The sequence below is a fragment of the Pseudacidovorax sp. DMC4 genome, from assembly GCF_056314265.1.
The window spans coordinates 108,941-128,241 of record NZ_JBQUYR010000003.1 but is presented as its reverse complement, the minus strand read 5'-3'; the positions used below and the strand labels follow the sequence as shown (position 1 = coordinate 128,241).

General features: G+C 71.1%; 12 protein-coding genes. 8 read left to right on the top strand and 4 right to left on the bottom strand.

Annotated elements, in window-relative coordinates:
- Positions 1–8 precede the first annotated feature (8 nt).
- The 5 genes from ACT54X_RS07160 (at position 9) to ACT54X_RS07140 (ending at position 6,397) form a co-directional block, all read left to right on the top strand.
- Positions 9–977: a DUF58 domain-containing protein gene (locus ACT54X_RS07160; protein ID WP_294370191.1), complete on the top strand. Its 969-nt coding sequence runs from the start codon at positions 9–11 to the stop codon at positions 975–977.
- A 7-nt stretch (positions 978–984) separates the two neighbouring features.
- The gene (locus ACT54X_RS07155) at positions 985–2,985 is read left to right on the top strand and encodes a transglutaminase TgpA family protein (RefSeq protein ID WP_294370193.1); all 2,001 of its coding nucleotides are present in this window, start codon (positions 985–987) and stop codon (positions 2,983–2,985) included.
- Positions 2,986–3,018: 33 nt separating this feature from the next.
- A complete protein-coding gene (gene mltB / locus ACT54X_RS07150) occupies positions 3,019–4,131 on the top strand; it encodes a lytic murein transglycosylase B (protein ID WP_476345746.1) in 1,113 nt (370 codons plus the stop codon).
- Positions 4,132–4,148: 17 nt separating this feature from the next.
- Positions 4,149–4,790 carry an HD domain-containing protein gene (locus tag ACT54X_RS07145; protein ID WP_476345744.1) on the top strand — a complete coding sequence of 214 codons (642 nt, stop codon included), beginning with the start codon at positions 4,149–4,151 and terminating at the stop codon, positions 4,788–4,790.
- Between the two features lie 167 nt (positions 4,791–4,957).
- Entirely contained in the window at positions 4,958–6,397 is a 1,440-nt protein-coding gene (locus ACT54X_RS07140) for a sensor histidine kinase (protein WP_476345742.1), read from the top strand.
- Between the two features lie 22 nt (positions 6,398–6,419).
- Here the strand turns inward: ACT54X_RS07140 and glpD are convergent, their stop codons facing one another.
- Positions 6,420–8,030: a glycerol-3-phosphate dehydrogenase gene (glpD, locus tag ACT54X_RS07135; RefSeq protein ID WP_476345740.1), complete on the bottom strand. Its 1,611-nt coding sequence runs from the start codon at positions 8,028–8,030 to the stop codon at positions 6,420–6,422.
- 73 nt (positions 8,031–8,103) lie between these two features.
- On the opposite strand from glpD, the gene ACT54X_RS07130 reads away from it, so the two are divergent.
- Both ACT54X_RS07130 and glpK read left to right on the top strand, forming a co-directional pair.
- Entirely contained in the window at positions 8,104–8,868 is a 765-nt protein-coding gene (locus ACT54X_RS07130) for a DeoR/GlpR family DNA-binding transcription regulator (protein WP_294370199.1), read from the top strand.
- Positions 8,869–8,910: 42 nt separating this feature from the next.
- On the top strand, positions 8,911–10,515 hold the full coding sequence (gene glpK / locus ACT54X_RS07125) for a glycerol kinase GlpK (protein WP_294370200.1): 1,605 nt from the start codon (positions 8,911–8,913) through the stop codon (positions 10,513–10,515).
- 31 nt (positions 10,516–10,546) lie between these two features.
- Here glpK and ACT54X_RS07120 read toward each other — a convergent pair whose 3' ends face one another.
- The 3 genes from ACT54X_RS07120 to ACT54X_RS07110 form a co-directional block, all read right to left on the bottom strand.
- Positions 10,547–11,503 (bottom strand): alpha-E domain-containing protein, encoded by a 957-nt coding sequence (locus ACT54X_RS07120; RefSeq protein ID WP_017761237.1) that lies wholly within the window; start codon positions 11,501–11,503, stop codon positions 10,547–10,549.
- Positions 11,504–11,538: 35 nt separating this feature from the next.
- Positions 11,539–13,092 (bottom strand): circularly permuted type 2 ATP-grasp protein, encoded by a 1,554-nt coding sequence (locus tag ACT54X_RS07115; protein WP_294370204.1) that lies wholly within the window; start codon positions 13,090–13,092, stop codon positions 11,539–11,541.
- Between the two features lie 75 nt (positions 13,093–13,167).
- A complete protein-coding gene (locus ACT54X_RS07110; RefSeq protein ID WP_476345738.1) occupies positions 13,168–15,465 on the bottom strand; it encodes a DNA internalization-related competence protein ComEC/Rec2 in 2,298 nt (765 codons plus the stop codon).
- A gap of 230 nt (positions 15,466–15,695) precedes the next feature.
- Between ACT54X_RS07110 and ACT54X_RS07105 the strand changes: the two genes are divergently transcribed.
- Positions 15,696–19,223, top strand: a complete 3,528-nt coding sequence (locus ACT54X_RS07105) for a transglutaminase family protein (protein WP_476345737.1) — start codon at positions 15,696–15,698, stop codon at positions 19,221–19,223.
- The last annotated feature ends 78 nt before the right edge of the window (positions 19,224–19,301 follow it).

Genomic DNA, 19,301 nt, shown 5'->3' with positions numbered 1-19,301 from the left:
ACGCGCTCATGGCCCTCGCCCTGCGCCAGCGCATGGAGACCTGGCTGCTCGCGCGCCGGGCGCCCAGCGACCAGGTCACGCTCACGCAAAGGCAGGTGTACATCCTGCCGACCCGCGCCGGGCTGCTGCTGGCCGCCACGCTGCTGGTGCTTCTGGTGGCCTCGATCAACTACCAGCTCAACCTGGGCTACCTGCTGACCTTCCTCATCGCTGGCTGCGCGGTGGCGGGCATGCATGTGGGCCACGGCACGCTGCGCGGCCTGCAGATGCACCTGCTGCCGCCCGTGCCCGGCCATGCGGGCACGGCGGCCGTGCTGCGGGTGGTGCTGCACAACACGGGCCGGCGCACGCGCTTCGGCATCGGGCTGGCCGTGCGAGGCAGCGGGCATTGGTCGTGGACGGATGTGCCCGCGCAGGGCGAGACCCCGGTGGACATCGGCTTCCTGCCGCCACGCCGCGGCCTGCATGCCGTGCCCATGCTCACGGCCGAGACGCGCTTTCCGATGGGCGCCTTCCGCGTCTGGACCGTCTGGCGCCCGGCGGCGCAACTGCTGGTCTGGCCTGCCGCCGAGGTGGGTGCGCCGCCGCTGCCCACCGGCCCCGCGGATGCGGACAACACCAGCCCGGCCCGGCGCCAGGCCGGCGGCAGCGGCTTCGAAGGGGTGCGCGTCTACCAGCGTGGCGACCCGCTGCGCCAGCTGGTGTGGAAGCGCGTGGCCCGCGCGCAGGCGGCCGGCTCCGAGGAATTGGTCAGCCGCGACAGCCAGCAGTCCTCGCGCCATTCGCTCTGGCTGGATGCCGCCGCCACCGGCCTGCCCGATGCCGAGGCGCGGCTGTCCCGCCTGACTGCCTGGGTGCTGCAGGCCGACCGGCTGGAGCTCGACTACGGCCTGCGCATCGGCGGGCGCAGCCTGGGGCCGTCGCGTGGCGAAGCCCACCGACGTGCCTGCCTCGAAGCCCTGGCCCTTGCCCCGTGATGCCGCCATGACCGCCCTGTCCCCGCGCCTTCGCGCGCGCGCCGCCGGCCTGCCGCGCGACGCGCGCGACACGCTCTTCCTGCTGGCCGTCATCGCGGTGGTGCTGCTGCCGCAGGTGCCAACGCTGCCCCTGTGGACCAGCGTCCTGGCCGGCGCCGTGCTGGTGGGGCGCGGGCTGCTGGCCTGGCGCTCTGCGCCGCTGCCGGGGTGGCGCTGGCGCGTGGGCATGTTGCTGCTCGCGCTGGCGGCCACCTGGCTGAGCTACCGCACGCTGATCGGCCGCGAGGCAGGCGTCACGCTGGTGGTGGTACTGCTGGCGCTCAAGACGCTGGAACTGCGCGCCCGGCGCGACGCCTTTGTGGTGTTCTTCCTGAGCTTCTTCGTGATGCTCACCAGCTTCTTCCAGTCGCAGTCGCTGCTGACGGCGGCGCTGATGCTGTTGGCGCTGATGGGGCTGCTCACTGCGCTCGTCAATGCCCACATGCCGGTTGGCCGGCCGCCGCTCGCGCAGTCCGCGCGCATCGCGGCCTTCATGACCCTGGCCGGCGCGCCCGTCATGCTGGCCTTGTTCCTTTTCTTCCCGCGGCTGGCGCCGCTGTGGGGCACGCCCAACGAGGGCATGACCGGCCGCAGCGGCCTTTCGGCCACCATGCGCGTGGGCACCATCGCGCAGCTGGCGCTGGACGACGGCATCGCCGCGCGCGTGCGCTTCGACGGCGACGCCCCGCCCACTCGCACCGCGCTGTACTTCCGCGGGCCGGTGCTGTCGCGCTTCGATGGCGTCGAATGGACATCGCCCGAGCCCTGGGAGCGCGGCCTGCCCCAGCTGCGCAGCCGCGGCGAGCCAGTTGGCTACGAGATCACGCTGGAGCCCAGCAACCGCCCCTGGCTGCTGGCCCTGGACGCCATGCGCACGGCGCCCGCCCTGCCCGACGGCCTGCGCGCGCTCCAGGGCGGCGACCTGCAGTGGAGCACCAACCGCCCCATCGGCGACCTGCTGCGCTACCGCGGCCAAAGCCAGTTGGATTTCACGAGCGGCCCGGTGCGCCGAGCCGGCCTGCCCGGCTTCTACCTGGCGCTGCCGCCCGGCAGCAATCCGCGCACAGCCGAGCTCGCCCGCCAGTTGCAGGCCCAGGCCGGCGGCAGCACGACCGCGCTGGTCGACGCCGTGCTGCAGCGGCTGCGCACGGGTGGCTACGTCTACACGCTGGAGCCCGGCGTCTATGGTGCACAGACGGCCGACGAGTTCTGGTTCGACCGCAAGGCCGGCTTCTGCGAGCACATCGCCTCGTCCTTCGTGATCCTGATGCGGGCTGCAGGCGTGCCGGCGCGCATCGTCACCGGCTTCCAGGGCGGCGAGATCAACCCGGTGGACGGCTACTGGACGCTGCGCAACAGCGACGCCCATGCGTGGGCCGAGGTGTGGGAGGAAGACAAGGGCTGGTGGCGCGTGGACCCGACGGCGGCCGTGTCGCCGGGCCGCGTGGGCCAGTTCCAGCGCCTGGTGCCCCCGCCCGGCTTCTTCGCCGGGGCCATCGGCGCCATGAGCCCGACGCTGATGCAGCACGCCCGCGCGCTGTGGGAGGCGGTCAACAACGCCTGGAACCAGCGGGTGCTGAACTACACGCAGACCCGGCAGCTGGACCTGCTCAAGGCCCTCGGCATGGACAGCCCCAGCCCGGCCGACCTGGCCCGGGTACTGCTGATGGCACTGGTGGCCGCCAGCCTGGGCGGCGCGGCCTGGGCCTGGCGCGAGCGTCGACGCACCGACCCGTGGCTGCGGCTGCTGGCCCGGGCGCGTGCCCGGCTCGCCCGGGCCGGCGTGAGCGTGCCGCCCGACAGTCCGCCGCGGCGCATGGCGGAGCTGCTCGCCGCGCGTTTCGGCGAGGCCGCCACACCGACGCGCGACTGGCTGCTGCGGCTGGAGGCCCAGCGCTACGCACGCGATCCGGCCGACGACCTGGCCGCGTTGCGGCGCGACTTCCGGCGCCTGCGCTGGCCAGGGTGAGCGATGCGCGCACCCTTCGGCACAATCGGCCGGATGCGCTCCTTCCCGTTCCTGCCGCTCGCGCTGTGCGCGTCGCTGGCCCTGCCGGCCCTCGATGCCGGCGCCACGTCCAGGCGCGGCGACGCTGCCCGCTCCGCCAAGCAGGGCGGCAAGCAGGCCGCCAAGCGCACCGCTGCCGTCGGCGAGGCCTATGCCGGCCGCGCCGATGCCATGGCCTTTGCCGACGAGATCGCTGCCCGCCAGAGCCTGGACCCCGCCTGGGTCCGCGCAACGCTCGGCCAGGCCCGCCTGCTGCCCAACGTGCCGCGGTTGATGCTGCCCGCACCGGCCGGCAGTGGCGCCAAGAACTGGGCCGCCTACCGCAGCCGCTTCGTCGAGCCGATCCGCATCGGCGCCGGCGTGCGCTTCTGGCGCGACAACGCCGCCACCCTGGCCCGCGCCGAGCGCGATTTCGGGGTGCCCGCGGACATCATCGTGGGCATCGTCGGCGTCGAGACCATCTACGGCCGCCAGATGGGCAGCTTCCGCGTGCTGGATGCGCTGGCCACGCTGGCCTTCGACTTTCCGCAGGCCCATCCGCGCGCCGCGCAGCGCCAGGCCTTCTTCCGCGGCGAGCTGGAGAACTTCCTGACGCAGGAGGGCCGCACCCACGCCGACCCCACGACGCCGGTCGGCAGCTACGCCGGCGCCATGGGCATGCCGCAGTTCATGCCCAGCAGCATCGCCAAGTACGCGGTGGACTACGACGGCGACGGCCGCATCGACCTGGTGAACGATCCGCAGGACGTGATCGGCTCGGTGGCCAACTACTTCAAGGCCTTCGGCTGGCAGCCGGGCCTGCCGGCCACCTACGGCGTGCGCGTCGATGCGGCCCGCGCCCAACTGCCCGTGCTGCTGGCGCCTGACATCGTGCCCAGCTTCAGCGCCGATGCCTTCGTCGCCGGCGGCGCACAGCTCGACGCCGACGGCCTGCGCCACCGCGGCCTGCTGGCCCTGATCGAGCTGCAGAACGGCCCGAGTGCGCCGGCCAGCTACGTCGCCGGCACGCAGAACTTCTACGTCATCACGCGTTACAACTGGAGCAGCTACTACGCCATGGCGGTGCTCGAGCTGGGCGCCGCCGTCCGCGCCGCGATGGCGCAGTGAGCGAAGAAGCCGCCGCCATGGACCGCGACGCCTTCCTTGCCCGCCATGGCGCCGGCTGGCTGCAGGCCTGGACCGAAATCGGCACGCGAGCACCGGCTGGGCTGCTCGAACAGCTCTGCACCCGCTATGCCGAGCCCCAGCGCCACTACCACACGCTGCAGCACCTGGACGAGTGCCTGCACCTGCTGGCCGCGCACCGCGATCTGGCCGAACGGCCCCCCGAGGTCGCGCTGGCCCTGTGGTTCCACGACGCCGTGTACGACGTGCAGGCCGGCGACAACGAGGCGCGCAGCGCCGATTGGGCACGGGATGCCCTGATCACGGCGGGCGCGCCCGCCGAAGCGGCCGGACGCGTGCATGCCCTGGTGATGGCGACGCGCCACGGCCAGCCCGGCGCGCAGGCGCCGCAAGACCTAGACACCCGGCTGCTGCTGGATGTGGACCTGGCCATCCTCGGCGCACCGCCCGCCCGCTACGCCGAATACGAGCGCCAGATCCGCGCCGAATACGCCCATGTGCCGCCCGAGGTGTTCGAGCCGCGGCGCCGGCAGTTGATGGCGGGCTTCCTGGCGCGCCAGCCGCTCTACCTCACGGCCGGCATCCGTGCCGAACGGGAGCCGCAGGCGCGGCGCAACCTCGCTGCCGCCGTGGCGGGCTGACCGCCAGCGCACGCCGACCCGGCAGGCGGCGGGCGGCTGGCCAAGTCGGCCTCTTGTCCCACTCGAACTTTGGTGTTCATCGTCCGTCCGGAGCCGGCCACCCCCGCCAATGTCCTACAAAGGCGCGACACTGGGCGCCTCCGCCCCCTCGGACCCACTTTCCACCCATGAGCGCTGACGCCCTTTCCTTCCCGACGCCCGGCGCGGGACCCCAGCGCATCACCGGCGCCTCGGCTGCGGCGCTCTGCCCGCCTGAATCCGAGATCGACCTCGCCGTCCGCGAACCTGCCCGCGTCGCGCTGACCGCAGCACTGGGCCTGCTCGACCGCGACGTGGACGAAGCCGTCGGCCATGCGGTGTCCCTGGTCCGCAGGCTCACGCATTCGCCAGTCTCGTTCTTTGGCGCCATCGGGCCCGAGGTCGACCACTACAAGGCGATCGAAGGTGCGGGGCCTCCGCTGTCCGACACCCGCACCATGGCGGGACGCACCTTCTGCCACTACACCCATGCGCTCGGCCGGACACTGGCCATCGAGGACACCCGGGCCGAGTCGCCGTGGCGCGAGGTGCCGACGGTACGCACGCTGGGCGTGGCCGCCTACCTGGGCGTGCCGGTGCGGCACCAGGGGCAGGTGGTCGGCAGCCTGTGCGTCATCGACCAGGTGCCGCGGCGCTGGGGCGAGCAGGAGATCGACCTGCTCGAGGCCATGGCCCAGTCCATCGAGCGTGAACTGGCCTTGCGGGCCACGCTGCGCGGGGCCCGGGAGGACATGCGGCGCCAGGCCGAGCTGGTGCTCGAACGCGAGACGCTGGTGGCCAACGTGCTGCACGACCTGGCCACGCCCATGTTGTCGCTGCAGCTGAGCCTGGCCATGCTGCGAAAGCGCCATCCCGGCGAGGCCGACGCCCTGGCCGGCCTGGGCCATGCCACCGACATGCTGCGCGAGCTGGTCGGTGCCCTCAACGGCCGGCGGCTGGCGCGTGGCGGCGGCGCCGACATGCCCCCGATGCCCGCCGAGCCCACATCGCCCACCAAGGCGGGCCTCGCCTCGCGCGAGCTGCAAGCCACGGTGCCCGCGGCCGACGAGCCGGCCACCGGCCCCCTGGCGCTCGACGCCGTGCTGGTGGACGTCGCCCGCATGGTCCAGCCCATCGCGGCCCGCGACGGGCTGCGCCTGCAGACCCATCTGGACAGCGGCGGCCGGGTGGCCGTGGGCCGCGGCGAGTTGCTGCGCGTGGCGGGCAACCTGCTCAACAACGCCATGAAGTTCAGCCGGCCCGGTGGCACGGTCACCCTGGCCAGCGGCCGCGACGCACAGCCCGGCTGGGTCTGGATGGCAGTGCGCGACGAGGGCGTGGGCATGACGCCCGAAGAGGTCGCCCACTGCACCGACCGCGGCTACAGCAACGGCAAGGGCCGCGCGCACAGCACGGGGCTGGGCCTGGCCATCGCCCGGCAGTTCGCCCTCGAAGGGGGTGGCGAGCTGCGGGTGCGCAGCGAGGTCGACCGCGGCACCGAGGTGCTGATCCGCTGGCCCGACAGCCGCCCCTCTGCGCAATCCGGCGCATCCTGGGGCACGCCGGCCCAGTCCTCGACCGTCGGCTGAGGGCCACGGGGCGCGCCCGGGTTCAGTGGGCTGCGCGCAGGCTGGGCCCGATGGCGAACTGGCGCATCCAGGCGTCCACCGCCTCGCGCTGCGACGGATCCAGGTGCAGGCCAAGCTTGGAGCGGCGCCAGAGCACATCGTCGCCGGTGCGTGCCCATTCCTCGTCGGCCAGGTAGCGCAGCTCGCGCTCGAACACGCCCGGCGCCACGGCGGCCCCCAGGTCCGCCATGGCCGCCGCATCGCCGAGCACCTGGGCGATGCGGGTGCCGTAGGCGCGCGACCAGCGCCGCGCCAGCGCCGCCTCGAGCCAGGGATGGCGCCGCTGGACTTCCTGCACGAAGCGCTCGAACTGTGCATCCGGCGGCAGCCGGCGACTCTCCGGGGGCAGCCAGCTTGCCAGGTCGCCGCCGGCCAGCGGGGCGGCCTCGGTCCAGGCCGGACGCCGGTCGTGCAGCATCTCGCCGACGGCATCGGCCGCATCCTCGGCCAGCTTGCGGAAGGTGGTGATCTTGCCGCCCCAGACCGACAGAAGCGGCGCGGCCTCGGTGTGGCGCTCCAGCAGGTAGTCGCGCGTGACCGCGGAGGGATCGCCCGAGGCGTCGTCCAGCAGCGGGCGCACGCCGGAATAGGTCCACACCACGTCGGCCGGCGTCACGGCACGCTCGAAGTAGCGGCTGGCCTGTTCGCACAGGTAGTCGATCTCGCCCGGGGTGATGCGGCCGGCCCGCGGGTCATGGCCTTCCAGTTCCAGGTCGGTGGTGCCGATCAGCGTGAAGTCCTGCTGGTAGGGGATGGCGAAGATGATCCGCTGGTCAGGGTTCTGGAAGATGTAGGCATGGTCGTGCTCGAACATCCGCGGAACGACGATGTGGCTGCCCTGCACCAGCCGTAGGCTGCGCTTGGCCAGCGACTCGCCGCCCGCGGGCGTGGCCGCGCCGCGCAGGAATGCCTCGGCCCAGGGGCCGGCGGCGTTGACGAGCGCCTTGGCCTGCACGGCGCGGGCGGCATGGTCGGCCGTCTCCAGCGTGCAGGTCCAGCCCTCGGCGCTGCGACGCGCCGCCACGCAGCGGGTGCCGGTGAGGATCTGCGCGCCGCGCGCCCGTGCGTCGAGGGCGTTGAGCACCACCAGTCGGGCGTCGTCCACCCATCCATCGGAATAGACGAAGCCGCGCTTGTAGCGCGACTTGAGCGGCGCACCGGCCGGGTGGCGGCGCAGGTCGACGCTGCGCGAACCCGGCAGCACTTCCCGCTTGGCCAGATGGTCGTAGAGGAAGAGGCCGGCGCGGATCATCCAGGCCGGCCGCATGGCCGGGTCGTGCGGCATCACGAAGCGCAGCGGCCACATGATGTGCGGTGCGCTCTTGAGCAGCACCTCGCGCTCGGCCAGCGCCTTGCGCACCAGCGAGAACTCGTAGTACTCCAGGTAGCGCAGACCGCCATGGATCAGCTTGGTGGAGGCCGAGGAAGTGTGCGCGGCCAGATCGTCCTGCTCGCACAGCACCACCTTGAAGCCGCGGCCGGCCAGGTCGCGCGCAATGCCGCAGCCGTTGATGCCGCCGCCGACGACCAGCACGTCGCACTGGATGGGGTCGAGCTCGAAGCTGGCGGCGCGAATGCTTTCGGATTCGTTCATTTCGATTCCTTTTGGCGCGATTTTGCCGCAAATTTTTGCCCTTATCATTTCGTTTGTTTTCGGATCGACGCGCGTGAACCACTCCAACCCTCGCCAAGTCCAGCTGCTGGACACCGTCCGCACCCGCGGAAGCGCCACCGTGGAGGAGCTGGCGGAGGAACTGGGCGTGACGCTGCAGACGGTGCGCCGCGACGTGCAGCGCCTGGCCGACGCCGGCCTGCTGGCGCGCTTCCATGGCGGCGTGCGGGTGCCGGTTTCCACCATCGAGAACATCGCCCATCCGCAGCGGCAGATGCTCCATGCCGAGGCGAAGGCCCGCATCGCGCGGGCCGTGGCGGCGCAGGTGCCGCACGACTGCTCGCTGATCCTCAACGTGGGCACCACGGCCGAGGCCATTGCCCGCGCACTGCTGCAACACCGCGGCCTGCGCGTCATCACCAACAACCTGCATGTGGCGCACATCCTGGCCGGCAACGAGGCCTGCGAAGTGATCGTGGCCGGCGGCACGGTGCGCGCCCGCGACCGCGCCGTCGTCGGCGAGGCGACGATGGATTTCATCCGCCAGTTCAAGGTGGACATCGCCCTTGTTGGCTGCTCGGGCATCGAGCAGGACGGCACCGTGCGCGACTACGACCTGCGCGAGGTGAAGGTGGCCCAGGCCATCATCGGCCAGGGTCGGGAAGTGTGGCTGGCGGCCGACGCCAGCAAGTTCAACCGGCCGGCGATGGTTCAGGTGGCAACGCTCACGGCCATCGATCGGCTCTTCACCGACGCCGAACCGCCGGCGCCCTTCCCCGACCTGCTCGCGCAAGCGCAGGTGCGCTGCGAGATCGCCTGAACGGCGGCGACCCAGCGCCAACCATTCAACGGAGACGACACCATGGCATCCCCCACCGACTACCTGCTCGCCCTGGACCAGGGCACCTCCAGCTCACGCAGCATCGTGTTCGACCGCGGCGGCCGCATCGTGGCCATGGCCCAGCGCGAACTGCCGCAGATCTATCCGCAGCCGGGCTGGGTGGAGCACGACCCGATGGAGATCTGGCGCGGCCAGTTGGCCACCGCCCGCGACGCGCTCGCCAAGGCCGGCCTGAAGGCCAGCGACGTCCGTGCCATCGGCATCACCAATCAGCGCGAGACGACCGTGCTGTGGAACCGCCGCACCGGCCAGCCCGTGCACCATGCCATCGTCTGGCAGGACCGCCGCGCCGAGCCGCTGTGCGCAGAGCTGCGCGCCCAGGGCATGCAGGCCGAGATCCAGCGCAAGACCGGCCTGGTCATCGACGCCTACTTCTCCGCCACCAAGCTGCGCTGGCTGCTGGACGAAATGCCCGGCCTGCGCGCGCAGGCCGAAGCGGGCGAGCTGGCCTTCGGCACCGTGGACAGCTGGCTCATCTGGCAGCTGACCGGAGGCCGCGTGCATGCGACGGACGTGACCAACGCCTCCCGCACCATGCTCTTCGACGTGCATCGCAATGTCTGGGACGACGAGCTACTGGCTGCGCTGGACATCCCAGCCGCGCTGCTGCCGCAGGTGCAGCCCTCCAGCAGCCTGTTCGGCGAAACAGACCCAGCCCTGCTGGGCGCCGCCCTGCCCATCGGCGGCGTGGCCGGCGACCAGCAGGCGGCCCTTTTCGGCCAGGCCTGCTTCGACGCCGGCATGGCCAAGAACACCTATGGCACTGGCTGCTTCCTGCTGATGCATACGGGCGAGCGCTTCCAGCCGTCGAGCAATGGCCTGGTGGTGACCAGCGCTGCTCAGTTGACGGTAGCGCCTGCCGGCCGTGGCGCCGCGCCGCGGGCCACCGGAATCCAGAACGGCCTTGTCGCTGGAGGCGGCGCGCCGGGCGCGGCTACAGCCCAGGCTGCGGTCGCCCAATACGCGATGGAAGGCAGCGTCTTCGTCGGCGGTGCCGTGGTGCAGTGGCTGCGCGACGGCCTGCAGGCCATCAAGGGCAGCGCCGAGGTGCAGGCCCTGGCCGAGAGCGTGCCCGATGCCGGCGGCGTGATGATGGTGCCCGCCTTCACCGGCCTGGGCGCGCCCTACTGGAACGCCGACGCCCGCGGAACCATCACCGGCCTGACGCGCGGCACGACCGTGGCCCACATCGCCCGCGCCGCGCTGGAGAGCATCGCCTACCAGAGCGCCGCGCTGCTCGCCGCCATGAGCCGCGACGTCGAGGCCGCCGGCGGCACGCCCGTCGCCGAGCTGCGCGTGGACGGCGGCGCCTGCGTCAACGACCTGCTGATGCAGTTCCAGGCGGACCTGCTGGGCATTCCGGTCGTCCGCCCCGCGGTGGTCGAAACCACGGCCCTGGGCGCCGCCTTCCTGGCCGGCCTGTCGAGCGGTGTCTACGCCGGCACGGAAGAGCTGTCAGCTTTGTGGAAAGCAGAGCGCCGTTTCCTGCCCACACTCAGCCGCACGCAGGCCGAGGCGGCCATGGCGCGGTGGGAACACGCCGTACGGCAAGCGACGGCAGGCTGAGCAGCCACCGCAAAGCGGCTGAGGGGGTTCCTTAATTCGTCGGAACCAGGAAATCCTGGCTGACCCGCATCCCCAGCTCATTGATGCGATCCAGGAATTGCGTGAGATACGCATGCAGCCCGGTGGCCAGGATCTCGTCCACGCGGCCGTACTGCAGTTCGGCCAGCAGCTTGCCGGCGCGGCGCAGGGTTTCGGCGCTCTGGTCGTTGGCCACCTTGCTCAGGTTGTTGACCACCTCGACCAGGCTGGCGTGCAGCGAGCGCGGCATGTCGGCGCGCAGGATCAGCAGTTCGGCCACGCGCTCCGGCTTGATCACGTTGCGGTAGACCTTGCGGTAGACCTCGAACGCCGAGACGCTGCGCAGGATCGCGCTCCAGTGGTAGAAGTCGTACTCCTGGTGCTCTTCGGTGCCGCCGCCGAAGAACTCGCTGTTCATGGCGTGGAACTTCACGTCCACCAGCCGGGCCGTGTTGTCGGCCCGCTCCAGGAAGGTGCCCAGGCGCAGGAAGTGGTACGCCTCGTCCTGCAGCATGGTGCCCTGCGTGACGCCGCGCGACAGGTGCGAGCGGAACTTCACCCATTCGAAGAACTGGCCCGGATCGCGCTCGAACTCGCCCTGGCGCAGCATGCGGACCACGTCCAGCCAGGTGGTGTTCTGCGTCTCCCACGACTCGGTGGTGAGGGCGCCGCGCACCGCGCGGGCGTTCTCGCGCGCGGCCTTGAGGCAGGACACGATGGAGGACGGATTGCTCTCGTCCTTCACCATGAATTCCATGACGCCCTCGGGCGTGATGGCGTCGTGTTTCTGGAAGTAGGCGGGCCGCAGTTCGCTGATGGACAGCACGCCCTGCCAGCCCAGCTGGGCCACTTCGGCCGACTGGGGCAGCAGGGAGGTCTGGTAGTTGACGTCGAGCATGCGCGCCGTGTTCTCGGCCCGCTCGGTGTAGCGCGACATCCAGTAGAGGTGGTCGGCGGTACGGGACAGCATGGGTCTTGTCTTTCTCGAAATCGAAGGGTGCTGCCTCAGGCCGCGGAAGAGGACGAGTTCATCGACTGGCTCTGGGACTGCGACTGCCCCTGGCCACCCTGGGTCTGCGACTGGCTCTGACCGTTCTTGCCGGCGAAGCGGCGGTCGGGCTCCAGCACCCAGGTGTCCTTGGTGCCGCCGCCCTGCGAGGAGTTGACGACCAGCGAGCCTTCCTTGAGTGCCACGCGCGTGAGGCCGCCCGGCACCATCTGCACTTCCTTGGCCGACAGCACGAAGGGTCGCAGGTCGATGTGGCGCGGCGCGATGCCGGCGTCGACGAAAGTCGGCGACGAGGACAGGCTCAGCGTGGGCTGCGCGATGTAGCCATCGGGCTTGGCCCGCACCACCTCGCGGAACTCGTCGATCTCGGCCTTGGTCGACGCCGGGCCGATCAGCATGCCGTAGCCGCCGGCGCCGTGCACCTCCTTGACGACCAGGTCTTCCATGTGCGCGAGCACATAGTCCAGGTCGTCCTTGTTGCGGCACATCCAGGTGGGCACGTTCTTCAGGATCGGCTGCTCGCCGAGGTAGAACTCCACCATCTTGGGCACGTAGGGGTAGATGGACTTGTCGTCGGCGATGCCCGTGCCCACCGCATTGCAGATGACCACGTTGCCCGCCTTGTAGGCGCGCATCAGGCCGGCGCAGCCCAGCGTCGAATTGGGGCGGAACACCTCGGGGTCGAGGAAGTCGTCGTCCACGCGGCGGTAGATCACGTCGACGCGGCGCGGGCCGCGCGTGGTGCGCATGTAGACGAAGTCGTCCTTGACGAACAGATCCTGGCCCTCGACCAGTTCCACGCCCATCTGCTGGGCCAGGAAGGCATGCTCGAAGTAGGCGCTGTTGTACATGCCGGGCGTGAGCACCACCACCGTGGGCTCGGCCGTGGCCGGCGGCGCGCTGGCGCGCAGCGTCTCGAGCAGCAGGTCGGGATAGTGGGCGACGGGCGCCACGCGGTTCTGCGCGAACAGCTCCGGAAAGAGCCGCATCATCATCTTGCGGTTCTCGAGCATGTAGCTCACGCCGCTGGGCACCCGCAGGTTGTCTTCCAGCACGTAGTACTCGCCCTTGCCGGCGCTGTCGGGCGCGCGGACGATGTCGATGCCGGAGATGTTGGAATAGATGTTGTTGGGCACGTTCACGCCCATCATCTCGGGGCGGAACTGGGCATTGCCCTGGATCTGCTCGGCCGGCACGATGCCGGCCTTGACGATCTCCTGGTCGTGGTAGATGTCGTGGATGAAGCGGTTGAGTGCCGTCACGCGCTGCACCAGCCCCTTCTCCATCGACGCCCACTCGTCGGCCGGGATGATCCGCGGCAACAGGTCGAAGGGGATGAGGCGCTCGGTGCCCGAGCCATCCTCGTCCTTGGCGCCGTACACGGCAAAGGTGATGCCGACCCGGCGGAAGATCATCTCCGCCTCTTCACGGCGCGAACGCATCACCTCGGGGGGTTGCTTCGCGAGCCATTGGTCGTATCGCTGGTAGTGCTGTCGGATCGCGGCCCCTTCGTAGGGGAGCCGCTCATACATTTCATCGAACTTGTGCATGGAACGACCAATCTCCTTGAGCCATAGCTTAGCAAGTTCAAGGCCATCTCCCGGCCCCACCGTGCGCAAAAGTTTTCATTCTTGACCTTCGGGCGGCGGCGGTCGGTGGTGCCAGTACAGGGCTGCATGCACCCGCTCGCAGCGGACGGCATCCGGCTCGGTGCTGCGCCAATGGGCCGCCCCGCAGCGCGCGGATTCGAAGAAGGGGATGCCCTCGGACAGGTAGCGTGCCCGCACCTCGGGCGCCGGGTGGCCGAAGGGATTGCGCCAGCCGTTCTGGGCGACGGCCACGCGTGGCCGCACGGCACGCAGCCAGGGCAAACTGGACGAGCTGCGGCTGCCGTGGTGGGCCACGATCAGCAGGTCGGTGCGAAGACTGTCGCCCCTTTCCTGCACGAGTTGCAGTTCCTGCGCCTGCTCGACGTCGCCGGTCAGCAGGGCGCTGGCGCGGCCGTTGTCGATGCGCAGCACGCAGGAATCGGCATTGCGCTGGGCCAGCGGCTGGGCGGCCTCGGGCGCGGGGTGCAGCACCTCGAAATCGACGCCTTCCCAGCGCCAGCGCAGGCCGCGTGCGCAAGGAGCGCCGAAGTCGGCCACCGCCGGCTGGGCGGCGCGCACGGACTCGGCGCCGCCGGTGTGGTCGGTGTCGCGGTGACTCAGCAGGAGCCGGTCCAGCCGCAGGCCCAGGGCGCGCAACAGCGGCACCAGCACCCGCTCGCCGGCATCGCTGCGCGGGCCATAGCGCGGGCCTGCGTCGAACAGCAGCACATGGCCCGCCGTGCGCACGACGATCGCACTGCCCTGCCCCACGTCGGCCGCCAGCACCTCGAAGTCGCCGGGCGTCACGGGCTCGGCCTTCCACAGCAGCACCGGCAGCGCCAGCGGCAAGCCGAGCAGCCGCCAGCGCCAGGGGCCGGGCATGACCAGCAGCATGCCGCCGAGCACGCCCGCGGCCGCCGCCCACAGCGGCGGTGCGGCCGCACTGAAGGTCGCGCCAGGCAGCGTGGCCGCCCAGGCCAACGCACTGCGCAGCGCCTCCACCGCCAGTGCCGCCAGATCCCAGCAGGCCGGCACGGCGATGCCTGCCATGGCCAGCGGGGTCACGACCAGCGTGACGGCTGGAATCGCGAGGAGGTTGGCCGCCAGGCCCACCACCGAGACCTGCTGGAACAGCATCAGCCCCAACGGCGCCAGCGCGACGGTCACCACGCCCTGCTCGCGCAGCAGGCGCCGCAATGCCGCACCCCGCCCCTGCGGGCCCACGGCCGGCCCCGCATCGGTGGCGAACAGCACGGCGACCGCGACGAAGCTGAGCCAGAAGCCCGCCTGCATGAGCCCCCACGGATCGATGGCCACCACCAGCGCGAAGACCACCAGCCATGCCACCGGCCAGGGCCAGCGCCGGGCCGACAGCCGCAGCAGCACGGCCAGCGCGAGCATCCACACCGTGCGCTGCGAAGGCAGCCCCCAGCCGCTGAAGGCCGCGTAGAGGGCCGCCAGCAGCACGCCGCCGGCCAGACCGGCATGCTGGGCCGGCCAGCGCAGCATCAATCGCGGGCTGAGCCGCCAGAGCCAGCCGACCACGGCCGCCGCCAGCCAGGCGAACATGGTCACGTGCAGGCCCGAGATGCTCATCAGGTGGGCGACGCCCGTCAGGCGGAAAACGGTCCAGTCGGCCGGCGCGATGGCCGACTGGTCGCCGGTGACCAGCGCCGCCACCACCCGGCCCGCGCTGCTGCCGCCCGTGCGTTCGAGGATGCGGTCGCGCACGGCCTCACGGGCACGCTCGAGCGGCAACTCCCACCACGAGGGCGTCTGCAGTCGCAGGGGAGCCGGCGCAGGTCGTACCGAGCCGGTCGCCTGGATGTCCTGCTCGAACAGCCAGAGCTCGTAGTCGAAACCGTGCGGATTGAGCGTGCCGTGCGGTGCACGCAGCCGTACCGGCAACCGCCAACCCTCGCCCACATGCAACGGCGCGGGCGACGCGACGGCGTCCGGCCAGAACAGGATCAGCCGACCCGGCAGCGGCGCCTCGCCCTCGGTCGTGAACTCGAAGCGCAGGCCGCCATCGCGCCGCTGCGGCATGCCCGTCACGCGCCCCTGGAGGATGAGATCGCGGCCTTCGAGGGCCGGCGCCAGCGCCCCGGCCAGGCGATCAACGGCACGCCAGCCCGTCTGGGCGAATCCCACCGCCAAGCCGGCCACCAGCGCCAGCAGCAGGCCGGCGCGATGGCGCTGCACAGGCAGGAGGCCAGAGAGCAGCCAGGCCGCCAGCCCCACCAGCGCCGCCACGGCATAGGGCCCGACCGGCCAGAGCGCGGGCTGCCGCAGCTGCAGCGCGATGCCGACGATGGCGCCGGCCAGCCCCGCCATCAGACCCGGCCATCCCCTGCCCCGCCATGACCCCGTCACGGCGCGCAGGCACCCTCGTGCGTGCACCGCCACCCTGCCTGTGTTCAAGCCTGTTTCTCTCCCTGAAGGGCCCGCCGCATGGGGAGGGCCGATGGCGCAGTCCTTGCTTGCTTCTCGGCTAGCATGCGCCCTCGGGCCCGTCATTGCTGCACGCGCGCCGTCACCAGAATAAGCCCAAACCACCGAGTCCCATGTCGATCCACGCCGCCCTCCACCACGTCACACGCTACAAGTACGACCGGCCCGTCCAACTGGGCCCGCAGGTCGTGCGGCTGCGCCCTGCGCCGCACTGTCGCAGCAACGTGATCTCGTACTCGCTGCGCGTCGAGCCGGCCGAGCACTTCATCAACTGGCAGCAGGATCCCTTCGCCAACTACCAGGCGCGGCTGGTCTTCCCGAAGAAGACGACCGAGTTCACCGTCACGGTCGACCTCGTGGTCGAGATGGCGGTCTACAACCCCTTCGACTTCTTCCTCGAGCCGCACGCGGAGACGGTGCCCTTCAAGTACTCGAAGGCGCAGGCCGAGGAACTGGCGCCCTACCTGGTGACGGAGCCGGCCACGCCGCTGGTGGCGGCCTACCTCGAGAAGATCGATCGCAGCGAGAAGCGCACCATCGACTTCCTGGTCCAGCTCAACCAGCAGGTGCAGCAGGACGTCAAGTACCTCATCCGCATGGAGCCCGGCGTGCAGACGCCGGAAGAGACGCTCGAGAAAGCCAGCGGCTCCTGCCGCGATTCCGGCTGGCTGCTGGTGCAGTTGCTGCGCCACATGGGCCTGGCGGCGCGCTTCGTGTCGGGCTACCTGATCCAGCTCACGCCCGACGTCAAGTCGCTCGACGGCCCGAGCGGCACCGAAGTCGACTTCACCGACCTGCATGCCTGGTGCGAGGTCTACCTGCCCGGCGCCGGCTGGATTGGCCTGGACGCCACCTCCGGCCTGCTGGCCGGCGAAGGCCACATCCCGCTGGCCTGCACGCCCAACCCGTCGAGCGCCGCGCCCATCGAGGGCCTGGTGGACGAGGCCGAGGTCGAGTTCGACCACGAGATGGTCGTCAGCCGCATCTACGAATCGCCGCGCGTCACCAAGCCCTACACCGACGACCAGTGGGCCGAGGTGCTGGCCCTGGGCGAGGCGGTCGATGCCCGCCTGGCCGCTGGCGACGTGCGCCTGACCATGGGCGGCGAGCCCACCTACGTGGCCACCAGCGACCGTGACGCCGCCGAATGGAACACCGACGCCCTCGGCCCCACCAAGCGCGGCTATGCGACCGAACTGGTGGACCGCCTGCGCGCCGAATACGGCCACGGCGGCTTCCTGCATTTCGGCCAGGGCAAGTGGTACCCAGGCGAGCAGTTGCCGCGCTGGGCACTGTCGATCTTCTGGCGCGCCGACGGCCAGCCGATCTGGCACAACCCCGCCCTCTTCGCCGACGAACGCAAGCCCGCCCACTACACCAGCGCCGACGCCGAGCGCTTCACCCGCACCTTGGCCGGCAAGCTGGGTTTGTCGGAGCGCTTCATCCAGGCCGGCTACGAGGACGTCTACTACTACCTCTGGCGCGAGCGCCGGCTGCCGGTCAACGTCGACCCCTTCGAGTCCAACCTGGATGATGAGCTGGAGCGCGCCCGCCTGCGCCGCGTGTTCACGCAGAAGCTCGATGCCGTGATCGGCTACGTGCTGCCGCTGGAGCCCTCCTCCAACGCGACGGACAACCCGTCCCTGGCCGGTGCCGGCTGGAAGACCGGCCCCTGGTTCCTACGCGACGACCGCATGTACCTGATCCCGGGCGATTCGCCCATGGGCTACCGCCTGCCGCTGGATTCGCAGCCCTGGGCGGCCAAGGGCGACTTCCCCTACCTGATCGACCGCGATCCGCATGCGCCGCAGGCCGCGCTGCCCCCGGCCGCCGAACTGCGGGCCCGCTATGCCGAAGCCTGGGGACAGGGTGGCATGGGCGCCGCAGCCGGTGACGTTGCCTATGTGCAAGGCGCACCGCGCAGCGCCAGTGCCACGGTGCGCCTGCAACCGCCGAGTGCGACCGGTGCCACCGGCGGGGACGTGGCCCCCGGCGACGGCAGCGCGCGCCATGTGGCGGACGGCGCCAACGTGCGCTTCCCGAGCCGCGGCGAGTCGGCGCACTGGATCACGCGCACGGCCCTGTGCGTGGAAGCGCGCGACCCGCGCCGCGCCAACGGCCCGGCCGCCGAGAAGGTGGGCCAGGCCTCGGGCGTGCTCTACGTCTTCATGCCGCCCCTGGCCTTCCTGGAGGACTACCTCGACCTGCTCTCCGCGGTCGAAGCCACGGCCCAAGAGCTGGGCATGCAGATCGTGCTCGAAGGCTACCCGCCGCCGCGCGATGCGCGCCTCAAGATGCTGCAGGTCACGCCCGACCCGGGCGTGATCGAGGTCAACATCCACCCCGCGCACAACTGGGGCGAGCTGGTGCAGCACACCGAGTTCCTCTACGACGCGGCCTTCCAGACGCGCCTGACGGCCGAGAAGTTCATGACCGACGGCCGCCACACCGGCACCGGCGGCGGCAACCACTTCGTGCTGGGCGGCGCCACGCCGGCCGACAGCCCCTTCCTGCGCCGGCCCGAACTGCTGGCCAGCCTGGTGCTGTACTGGCACAACCATCCCTCGCTGTCGTACCTGTTCTCGGGCATGTTCATCGGCCCGACCAGCCAGGCGCCGCGCGTGGACGAGGCCCGCAACGACCAGCTCTACGAGCTGGAGATCGCCATCAAGGAGATCGTGCGCAACCGCGAGCTCTACGGTCAGGGCATGCCGCCCTGGCTGGTGGACCGCACGCTGCGCAACATCCTGATCGACGTCACCGGCAACACGCACCGCAGCGAGTTCTGCATCGACAAGCTCTACTCGCCCGACGGCCCGACCGGCCGCCTGGGCCTGCTCGAGTTGCGCGCCTTCGAGATGCCGCCCCACGCCCGCATGAGCATCGTGCAGCAACTGCTGCTGCGCGCCCTCATCGCCCGCTTCTGGGACACGCCCTACCAGGCGCCGGCCACCCGCTGGGGCACCGAGCTGCACGACCGCTTCCTGTTGCCGACCTTCGTCAAGATGGACTTCGACGACGTGATCGCCGAGATGCGCCAGGCGGGCTTCCCCTTCGAAGCCGAATGGTTCGCGCCGCATTTCGAGTTCCGCTTCCCGCTGGTCGGCGAGGTGCAGGCCATGGGTGTGGAGCTGTCGCTGCGCAACGCGCTGGAGCCCTGGCACGTGATGGGCGAACAGGGCGCGCCCGGCGGCACCGTGCGCTATGTCGATTCCTCGCTGGAGCGGGTGGAGGTGCGCGTCACCGGCCTCAACCAGAGCCGCTATGCCGTCACGGTCAATGGCAAGGTGCTGCCGCTGCAGCCCACCGGCGTGGCCGGCGAGTACGTGGCCGGCGTGCGCTACAAGGCCTGGAACCCGCCTTCGTCGCTGCACCCGACCATCCATCCGCATGCGCCGCTGACCTTCGACATCGTCGACACCTGGATGAAGCGCTCGCTGGGTGGCTGCCAGTACCACGTCGCCCACCCGGGCGGACGCAACTACACCACCTTCCCGGTCAATGCCTACGAGGCCGAAAGCCGGCGCCTGGCGCGCTTCTCGCGCATGGGCCACACGCCCGGCATGCTGCGCACGCCGCCGGCCAACATCGAGGTGGTGGGCAGCCGCGAGTTCCCGTTCACGCTGGACCTGCGGCGGTGATCGCCGGGGCCGCGGCCTGGCCCGCGGGCGGCCGGTGCGGCCGCCCCTGGCGTGCGCCGCGGCTCTGCGCCACGCCGG